At 49.9% G+C, this 9,657-nt stretch carries 7 protein-coding genes; 2 read left to right on the forward strand and 5 right to left on the reverse strand.

The genetic code is table 11. From position 1 onward, the window contains the following. Positions 1 to 227 precede the first annotated feature (227 nt). Positions 228 to 1,763 carry a cardiolipin synthase gene (gene cls / locus ACLUYS_RS07895; protein ID WP_230268125.1) on the reverse strand — a complete coding sequence of 512 codons (1,536 nt, stop codon included), beginning with the start codon at positions 1,761 to 1,763 and terminating at the stop codon, positions 228 to 230. A gap of 422 nt (positions 1,764 to 2,185) precedes the next feature. Between cls and ppk1 the strand changes: the two genes are divergently transcribed. Both ppk1 and ACLUYS_RS07905 read left to right on the forward strand, forming a co-directional pair. Beyond that, a complete protein-coding gene (gene ppk1, locus ACLUYS_RS07900; protein WP_412659548.1) occupies positions 2,186 to 4,315 on the forward strand; it encodes a polyphosphate kinase 1 in 2,130 nt (709 codons plus the stop codon). A gap of 254 nt (positions 4,316 to 4,569) precedes the next feature. Further along, positions 4,570 to 5,796, forward strand: a complete 1,227-nt coding sequence (locus ACLUYS_RS07905) for a DUF4317 family protein (RefSeq protein WP_412659549.1) — start codon at positions 4,570 to 4,572, stop codon at positions 5,794 to 5,796. A gap of 136 nt (positions 5,797 to 5,932) precedes the next feature. On the opposite strand, the gene ACLUYS_RS07910 is transcribed toward ACLUYS_RS07905, so the two are convergent. The 4 genes from ACLUYS_RS07910 to ACLUYS_RS07925 form a co-directional block, all read right to left on the reverse strand. Then, positions 5,933 to 6,610 carry a TIGR00266 family protein gene (locus ACLUYS_RS07910; RefSeq protein ID WP_230268128.1) on the reverse strand — a complete coding sequence of 226 codons (678 nt, stop codon included), beginning with the start codon at positions 6,608 to 6,610 and terminating at the stop codon, positions 5,933 to 5,935. A gap of 209 nt (positions 6,611 to 6,819) precedes the next feature. Further along, a complete protein-coding gene (locus ACLUYS_RS07915) occupies positions 6,820 to 7,653 on the reverse strand; it encodes an HAD family hydrolase (protein ID WP_288876753.1) in 834 nt (277 codons plus the stop codon). A 212-nt stretch (positions 7,654 to 7,865) separates the two neighbouring features. After that, the gene (locus ACLUYS_RS07920) at positions 7,866 to 8,372 is read right to left on the reverse strand and encodes a flavodoxin family protein (RefSeq protein WP_230268130.1); all 507 of its coding nucleotides are present in this window, start codon (positions 8,370 to 8,372) and stop codon (positions 7,866 to 7,868) included. A 389-nt stretch (positions 8,373 to 8,761) separates the two neighbouring features. After that, the coding region (locus ACLUYS_RS07925) for a glutamate-5-semialdehyde dehydrogenase (RefSeq protein WP_412659550.1) at positions 8,762 to 9,657 on the reverse strand (896 nt) is incomplete at its 5' end.

Below are 9,657 nucleotides of genomic sequence, written 5' to 3' on the forward strand. Positions count from 1 at the left end.
GCGTATCTAATATTCAGTCTCGCGTATACCCGTCGATTGTTTGACACTTACGAAAGAACGCTGGTCGCAGAGATTTTCATCCCCTGGCCCGGCTGCTTTCCCTGCCGTTTCCTTTGCCAAAAGAAAAACCAGATTCTCTCGCAAAGAATCTGGCCTTCGTACACATTCAAAATGGAAACGGTGCAAGTCTTCTACAGAATAGAGCTCGCCCGTATTTGATCCCGCTTTTAGAGCAGCGGAGAGAAAATTTTAAGGAACAGACGATACTGACGAACAAACCAGTTGGTCTCTTCAATGGAAGAGAGCGTAATCAGTTTGGAATCACGGAAGATCTGTTCAAAATCGCGTTCGATTTCGTCAATGCAGGCGGGATCGTACATCCACATGCCACATTCGTAGTTGGTGTAGTAGGAGCGGAAGTCCATGTTGACCGTTCCGGCCAGCGCATGTCTCGAATCGACAAGCGTGACTTTTCCATGTATGAATCCTGGGGTATATTCATACACCTTCACGCCCTTTTTCGTAAGAATTTCGGAGTTGGCCTTGGTGACTTCATACACAATTTTCTTGTCGGGGATACCAGGAACGACAATGCGTACGTCGACACCGTTCTGTACGGCCAGCTCCAGCATGCTGACCATGTCGGAATCCAGAATCAGATACGGGGTAGTAATCCAGCATGTACGGTTGGCGGAGTTGATCAGGTTGAAATGGAATTTGCGGCCAAGCGTCTTGTCGTCGGTCGGCGAATCGAAAAACGGAATGACAAAGCCCTGATTTTTAAGCCGCGGAAACTCGCTTTCGTGCCGGATATAAAATTCATACGGCGTGTTTTCTGGCGAGTCGTAGTTCCACATCTGCAAAAACGCGATGACAAACGGTTCGACCGCCGGGCCCTCGACACAGACGCCCATGTCCTTCCAGTAGCCGAAGCGTTCAATGCGGTTTACGTATTCGTCCGCGATGTTGCTTCCGCCGGTGAAGGCGATTTTTCCATCCACGATGATCGTCTTGCGATGGTCGCGGTTGTTCATCTGCATCGCCAGCTGCGGATGGATCGGATTAAAGGCGTGTACTTTTATTCCTTTCGCCTTCAGTCTGGCCTGAAAGTCTTCCGGAATGTTGATCAGGCAGCCAAAGTCATCGTAGATCAGACGGACATCGACGCCTTCGGCCACTTTCTGCTCCAGAACGGCGAGCAGCTCATCGAGCACGCTGCCTTCGTCGATGATGTACGTCTCGATGAAGATGTACTCTTCCGCCTTGCGAATGGCTTCCATGAAGCCTTCAAACTGCGCTTCGCCGGTCGGAAAATACCGGACGGCGGAATTGGTATAGACCGGGAAATAGCCGTTGTTCCAGGCCATGTCGGTCATTCGCCGCAGCACCGGATCCTGGATCTCGGACTGGTTGAGGGTTTTCAGATTCTGCTCCGCGTATTCCTGATAGTCCGCATAGGCCTGTCTGTCCTGAATCATCAGCGCTTTCGGAATCTTGGTACCGCCAAAGAGCAGATACAGCATGCCGCCAAAAAACGGAAGGGCCATGATCACAAAGACCCAGAGCAGTTTGGACGACGAGTCCGAATCGCGGTTGATGACCGCAATGGAGACAACGACGCTCAGCGCGAGCATCGTATAGTAAACAGGAAGAAACTCATGGGAAAAATACGTCAGTAAAAGAAGCAGGATCAGCAGCTGAAAGGCTAAAGCCGCAGCCAGATACAGGGCTTTGGACTTTAGAATTTTCTTAAAAAACTTCACACTCTGCCTCCTCTTTTCAAACATGTGAACAATTCACTATTGACTTAGTATAACAAGCTTTCCACGGAGTTTCCCTAGGGAATTCTTAAGGGATTGCTAAGAGTTCGCAAACCTCAAAAGACGCCAGACATCCACTCATGCATCACAAAGCGCCCAAATGCCGGCATCAGCCGGCAGACCGTCAAAAAATCCACTACAATATCGATGAGCGCAGTCAAAGGCCGGCGCGCCCTGCGAAAAACCTGTCTGATCAAGCCGACAGAATTGCAGAGTCTGTATACCTGATAAAAAGAAAACAGGAAAATTTTTTTCAAAAGCAGGATTCAATATCCTGTCTGATGCGAAACCTGAGTCTGGCCTTCGCGCTGCATACGGCTGCATTCAGCCCTTAACCATACACAGTACAAGGAGTGTATCTCCCTATGAAAACTAAGAAATACCCCTTTACCCAGAACCGCGAAATCAGCTGGCTGAAATTCAACCAGCGCGTTCTCGAAGAAGCTGCCGATCCGTCGGTCGAACTTCTGGAACGCATGAAATTTGCGGCGATTTTCACGTCCAACCTGGATGAGTTTTTCATGGTCCGGGCAGGATCCTTAATGGATATGTCTCTGGTCGATAACGATCAGATCGATTCAAAAAGCGGCATGTCCCCTTCCGAACAGCTGCAGGCGATTTACGAAGAATCCGCCAGACTGTATAAAATGCGGGACAACGTCCTTCACAATCTGCGCAAGACGCTTCGCGAAGTCCAGATCCAGCCGATGTCCATGAAAAATCTGAACAAGAAGCAGTCCAAGCTGATCGCGAAATATTTTGAAAGCGATCTGGCTCCGCTTCTCGCTCCGCAGATCATCGACGTTCACCATCCCTTCCCGTTTCTGATCAACAAGGAACTGTACATTTTCTTTTCGATTATCGAAAACGGAAAGACGCGCTACGGCATCGTTCCGATTCCGTCCTATTTGCCGCGCATCATTTATCTCAACGAAGAGAAAACCGAATTCATGCTCGTTGAAAATGTCGTCCTCGCCTTTCTCGAAAAGATGTTTCCTAAATCCCGGATTCCCTTCAAGACGATCATTCGCGTAACCCGCAACGCGGACATCAACCTGAACAGCGCCGACATTGAAGACGATGAAGACTATCGCTCCTACATGAAGACGATTCTCAAAAAGCGCATGCGTCTTTCTCCGATTCGTCTGGAAATCTACCGGGATACTGATCCAGCTGCAGTGGACTATCTTTGCCGGCAGCTGCATCTGTCCAAGGCGCAGGTCTTCCTGTCCAAGCGTTCCCCGCTCGATCTTTCGTACGTTTTCCCGCTGATCGACGCGCTGCCCGCGGATATTCGCAAGGCCCTTTCCTACAAGCCGTTTGTCGCCCAGACGGACCGCCGTCTGAATCCGGAAGAACCGCTCATTCCGCAGATTCTCGATCATGACGTTCTGCTTTCCTATCCGTATCAGGACATTGATCAGTTCATCCGACTGCTTGATGAAGCGGCGACAAATCCGGACGTGCTCTCCATTTCGATCACCATTTATCGACTGGCGAAAAACTCCAAAGTTGTCCGGGCCCTCTGCCGCGCCGCGGAAAACAGCAAAAATGTCACCGTCCTGATGGAACTGCGTGCCCGCTTTGACGAACAGAACAACATTCAGGCCGCTGAACGTCTCGAAGAAAGCGGCGTCAGCGTTTTCTACGGCTTTGAAGACTACAAAGTCCACTCCAAGCTCATGCAGATTACCCTCAAATCCCGCGGAAAAATCCGTACGATCACCCAGATCGGTACCGGCAACTACAACGAGAAAACGAGCCGGCAGTACACGGATTTCTCGCTCATTACCGCGGATGAGCAGATTGGTCAGGACGCGACTGAATTTTTCAAGAACATGAACGTCGGCAACCTGGCCGGTTCGTACAAGAAGCTGATCGTTTCCCCGTTCGGTCTGAAAAACGCGATTTTACAGAAGCTGGACGAACAGATTGCGCTCGCAAAAGCCGGAAAGCCGGCCAGAGCCTGGTTCAAGATGAACTCGCTGACCGACCTCGATCTGATCGCCAAACTGTCCGAAGCCTCTCAGGCTGGGGTCGATATTAAAATGATCGTTCGCGGCATCTGCTGCATTCTGCCCGGACTTGAAGGCTATACCGATCACATTGAAATTCACTCCGTAGTCGGCCGCTTTCTTGAACACGGACGCATTTACATCTTCGGCATCGGCGAATCGTGCGAAGTGTACATCGCTTCCGCCGATTTCATGACCCGCAACACCGAGCGCCGCGTAGAAGTCGGTGTTCCCATCGAAGATCCGCAGCTGAAAAAGGAGCTGCTCGAGTATTTTGAAACGCAGTTTAACGACAGTCTGAAAGGACGCCGTCTGCTCCCTTCCGGCTCCTATACGAAAATTTCGCCCGAAGGCGATGAGATGATCAACAGCCAGCAGGCCTTTATCGAAAAGGCGAAGGAATACAAGTACATTTCAGCTCCTGCTCCCAAAATGAGTTCCCTGTTTGCACGCCTCTTCTCGCATCATCACAAATCCTGAAATCAGCCGGCTCTGGCCGGCTTTTCTGTTTGAGCTGCGATCCTGCGTTCTGCTCGATTCGGTTCGATGAAGACACGCTGTCCTCTCCAAAACGATTTGTGCAGCAAAATCCCGGACAAGGCGAATCATCTTAAGGATTACGATGCAGGCGAAAAAGGTTAATATGGTTCTTGTCACAAAAAAAAGCACCGGTCCAAACCGACCGGATTCATTTAAAAACGCGCAATACGCCTTAACGAAAGGAAGACGGAAGTATGAATAAAAAAGATCTCTCCGAAATCAAGCGGCAGCTCAAGCCCGAAAATGAGCGCCTGATTTTAAAGGGCATTCAGGAAGCCTATGGAAAATACCGGGATGAAGAAGCCCACCTTCTCTTTACCCGCCTCATCGATCCGGAAACGCTCAGCACAGAAGAAGAAGACTTGTATTTTGAGATTTTCCGTAAAAGTCTTTCGGGAACGCCGGGCAAAAACCTGATGGAATATACGTTTGATCCCATGGATCCGCAGGCGGTCGAACTGCAGAAAACACTGTTTGACTACCGCAACGGAACCCTGCTCGAGCCGGAAGTGTTCGACCGCTATGCGTCCGAACTGATTGAAAAAGGTAATTATCGAAACAGCGTATATGTAACGGTCGGCATCTTCGAATACGCTGCACCCAATCTGAATGCGAACCGGGAAGAACTGGAAGGCAATACGACGTATCGTTTCATGATTACCGCCATCAGCGAAGCCAGACTGACCGATATCGGTCTGTTCTATTCCACAAAGGATAACTGCGTTTCCCGCAAGGTTAACGAAGAAATGCAGATCATTCCTTCCCCGCTCGACGCGTTCCTGTATCCATCCTTCAGCGAACGCGCCGCAGACGTCAACCATTTCCTTTATCATTCCAAAACCGCGAAAAAGCCGAACATCGATCTGATTGAACAGTTTTTCCACATTCCGTTCCAGTCGACGGCACCCGAACAGGCCGACGGCTTTGCGCAGGTCATTGCGGATGTATTCCCGCAGGGACTTGATGTCAAAACGGCCATTCAGTTCCACCGCAACGTCTCCGACTTTATTCAAGAGGGAACGGAAGAAGACGCGGTCGTCAAAGTCGATAAAGCGAGAGTGCACGATCTGCTCGATGCGTCCGGAGCAATGGCGGAAAACATGGAACATTTTGATTCCGCGTATACCCGCATTCTGGAAGATCAGGAACTGGCTGCCGTCAACCTCGTGGAAAAAGGCAAAGTCAGCCTGAAATCCCCAGCCATTACAGTCTCGATTAAGGACGATGCCCTCGATCAGGTGCAGACCCGGGTAATCGATGGAAAAAGCTGCCTCGTCATTGAAATTACCGACGAGCTGAAAATTTCTAATCTGCCCGGAACGCTCATCGAGCCGGAACCGAAAAAGGAAGTCCACGTGATTTCACCTGAAACCGATACACCCAAAGACAATTCGGATCACGGCGACTTTTTCCAGTCCTGATTCAACGAATAACAAAATGAAACAGAAAGAGCTCTGCGTTCGCCTTTCCTCTTTGGGAAAGCGAAGCAGAGCTCTTTTGAACTGGACACAGCCAGCGATCGAACTTTCCGTTTGGCAAAAAGCGATCGCTTTTGAATTACTTGCTGGAAGGCAGGCAGGAAGCCACGGCTGCTGCAAGGTTGGAAAGCGGCATCGTCTGCAAAACGACTTTGCCAGGACCGGTAATGACGGTGTTGAAGAAGCCTTCGCCGCCGAACAGTTTGTTTTTTACGCCTTTAACCGTCTCCACATCGATCGAACAGGTCGAATCGATCATTGCTACGTTTCCGGTATCGACGATCAGCTTTTCGCCTGGACGCAGCGTATACGTGTAGTCGGATCCGTCGATTTCCAGAAACACAATACCCGGACCGGTGATCTGCTGCATGATGAACCCTTCCCCGGAGAAGAATCCGCTCATGCCCTTTTTCTGAAAGAAGGTAGAAAGCGTTACTTCCGGCGTGCTGGCCAGAAACGCCCCCTTCTGCGCGACGATGGATTCGCCTGGAGCCAGAATTACCGGTGTGATGCTTCCTGGAAAGGAGGAGCCAAAGGTCACCATACCCGGAACGTCCATTGCGGTATAGACGTTCTGGAAAATGCTTTCGCCGGTAAACATGCGGCCAAAAGCTTTCCCGAGGCTGGTTCCGCGCGTTTCCATATTCATGTTTGGTGTCATCCAGATCATGGATCCTTTTTCCGTGATCATGGATTCGTTCGTTTCAAGGTGGCAGATGACACAGGGAAAGTCACCGCCGACAATTTCATATTTCATACGTATCTCCCTTTTTTAACTTTGCATTGGGAATACAGAAAAATCCTGTTTCCTTCCGCTTCAGAAACAGGATTTCATACTTTGTATAGTCAAACAATCTATCGTTTCGCAGCCTGTACAGGTTCATCCGTTTTCCACGCAAAATGAACGATATCCCGCGAAACAAACCCGACAGGTTAAGCGAATTCTAAGAATTTTTCTGGAACACTTTAATGTCCGGCGTCCTGCCAGGCCTGAAGAAATTCATTCCAGTCATGGATTTCGCAGACCGTCGGATGACTCTCTTTTTCGAACGGATCGTGCTGGCGGTTGACGCGAATCCATAAGGACGGCGCGCCAAAGGCGATCGCACCGAGAATGTCCGCTTTCCACGAATCGCCGATGACCAGAATTTCATCTGGCAACAGCGTCTTGCCAAGCGCCTTGCAGGTGCGGGCGTACGCTTTTTGAAAATACGACAAGTCCGGTTTGGAAACGCCAAATTCGTCCGAAGTATAAATTTCCGTAAACAGCGTATCCATTCCCGCCGCTTTCAGCCGTTTATACTGACCGCTCTGCTTGCCGTTAGTCACGATAAATAACGGCAGACCGGCTGTTTTCAAAGCTTCTAGTCCTTCGAGCGCTTTGGGCATCGGATGGTTTCCTTCATAAAGCTGATGGTGGAACGTTTCCTCAAAGCCTTCGGGTACGGTCCGCTCAAGACCAAACGCCTTGAACAGATGGACAAACCGGGTTTTGCGCATTTCATCGCGCGTCATTTCTCCCGATTCGATGTGATCCCACAGGCAGGCGTTTTCTCTTAAAAAGATCGGATAGTACGCTTCCGTCCATTCGATGCCAAACTTTTGAAACGCATAAATCATCGCGTCCCGCGCGCACAGATCAAAACTCAGCAGCGTCTGATCGATATCGATCCAGACCGCCTGAATCTTTCCGTTTTTCAAAAGCGAAATCAGCCTGGACAGCGACAGGCTGGGTGTTTCTGCTCTGTTTTCCAATTCACTCATGATTTCAGTATAAGCGCCGGCTTTGTATTTTCGCATTCGACGCTGTATTTCTCCTTCTTTCGCAAAAAGCCCTGTCGTTCCAAACAGCAAGTTGAGCCGCTGTAACCCGAGAAAAATCCATGAAAAAGGAGCCGATTGAACGATTCGACACGGCTGGTCGACCGTGCATACGGCTCCTGATTTCTGCATTCGGTTTGAAATTCATCCTTCGATCTCGAAAGGATAAACGAATTGATAAGGATGGCGAGTTACAGGGAGATGCCCAGACGATACACTTCCTGATAAGCCGGATGGGCGATGATGTCGCCTTTTTGCATGACATTGGATCCATAAACGATCGAAACGACACGGCTGGTCGGCAGCGAATCCGTAAAGCCGGTCAGAGAGTTCACGGCTTCTTCCATTTCCGAGCGGTTAACCGGTGCGGTCAGGAAGAAGTAGAAGTCCTTGGCGTCGAAGCCGCTGAAGTAAGGGGTCATGCGGTCGATGAATGTTTTCATCATGCCGGACATCGTATAGAAATAGACCGGAGTTGCCAGAACGATGACATCCGAATCCTGAATGAGCGATACGTACTGATCGACATCATCGGGCTGCTGGTCTTCCCGGTAAAAGTCAAAATTCTGGTCCTTCAGATTGATCCGTACAATCTGATTTTCCGGATTTTCGGAAGCGCCGCGAATGAATTCTGTGCAAAGCAGATCGCAGTTTCCGTTTTCCCGGGGAGAGGAATTCACCACAATAATCTTTTTCATGCTCTTTCTCCTTTGAACCTTATATTCTATATTCATTATAGTAAGGCAAATACGAAAACCCATTCATCATGCCTGTCTTCAAATGGGCAGACGAAGGCATGGACAAGGAGGACGGACTATGCATTTTGATCGAATCCGAAAACTGAGTATCACGATTGCGCTGATCATTCTTGTGATTTTACTGGCGGTAATGTTCCGTGCCGTTTTTGAGGGATAGTACGGCTTTCCAGGAATGATCGAAAAAGATATGCGCCGGTTCGTCAGTTCCATAAAAAAGCGGCAGACGCTCTGCCGCTTTCAGGTCTCAGGAATTTTTTTATACATTACATTTTCTTTTCCGTTCTGGAAAAGACCCAGTCTGCCTAAGCCATTACCTTGGCGTGGAATAATCAGGGACGAATCTGACCGTCGCCGAAAATGATGTATTTGGTTGTGGTCAGCTCTTCGAGACCCATCGGACCTCTGGCATGCAGTTTCTGGGTGGAAATGCCGATTTCCGCGCCAAGACCGAATTCGTGTCCATCGGTAAAGCGCGTCGAAGCGTTGACATATACCGCGGCGGCATCGACCTGATTCAGGAATTTTCGGGCATTCGCATAGTCTCTGGTCACGATGGCTTCGGAATGGCCGGTGTTGTAGGCGTTGATATGTTCGATGGCTTCGTCCACCGAATTTACCGTCTTGACGGAAATTTCATAATCGAGATATTCCCGTCCCCAGTCTTCTTCACTCGCTTCTACGGATTTGGCATGATCGATCAGCGGCAGAAGTTCTTTCTGGGCGTGAATGAGCACCTGATGTTCCGCCAGCTTTTCTTCAAGGCTGGGAAGGAGTGCATCGACGACATTTCTGTGCACGAGCAGCGATTCCACGGCGTTGCAGACGCCGACGCGCTGCGTCTTTCCGTTAATGATGATGCGAACGGCCATATCCAAATCGGCGCTTTCATCGACATACACGTGGCAGTTGCCTGTTCCAGTTTCGATGACCGGTACGGTCGCATTTTCCACAACGGAAGCAATCAGACCGGCTCCGCCGCGCGGAATGAGGACATCCACCCAGCGCGAGCAGCGCATGAGTTCCCGGGATGCTTCACGGGAGTTGTCCTTCAGCAAAGACGCCGCTTCCATAGGAAGATCAAATGCCGCCAGACTTTCCTGGAGGACTTCCACAATCGCCGCGTTGGAATTTGCGGCTTCTTTTCCGCCTTTAAGAATGACCGCGTTTCCGCTCTTGAAACAGAGCGCAAATACGTCCGCCGTAACGTTTGGACGGGCTTCATAAA

The organism is Allobaculum sp. (genome assembly GCF_047010065.1).
Classification (GTDB): domain Bacteria; phylum Bacillota_I; class Bacilli_A; order Erysipelotrichales; family Erysipelotrichaceae; genus Allobaculum; species Allobaculum fili.

Excerpts from the sequence above, each read along its gene's own strand:
- ppk1 (WP_412659548.1), top strand. The coding sequence starts at position 2,186 with ATGAAAACTAAGAAATACCCCTTTACCCAGAACCGCGAAATCAGCTGG.
- ACLUYS_RS07905 (WP_412659549.1), top strand. The coding sequence starts at position 4,570 with ATGAATAAAAAAGATCTCTCCGAAATCAAGCGGCAGCTCAAGCCCGAA.
- ACLUYS_RS07910 (WP_230268128.1), bottom strand. The coding sequence starts at position 6,610 with ATGAAATATGAAATTGTCGGCGGTGACTTTCCCTGTGTCATCTGCCAC.
- ACLUYS_RS07915 (WP_288876753.1), bottom strand. The coding sequence starts at position 7,653 with ATGCGAAAATACAAAGCCGGCGCTTATACTGAAATCATGAGTGAATTG.
- ACLUYS_RS07920 (WP_230268130.1), bottom strand. The coding sequence starts at position 8,372 with ATGAAAAAGATTATTGTGGTGAATTCCTCTCCCCGGGAAAACGGAAAC.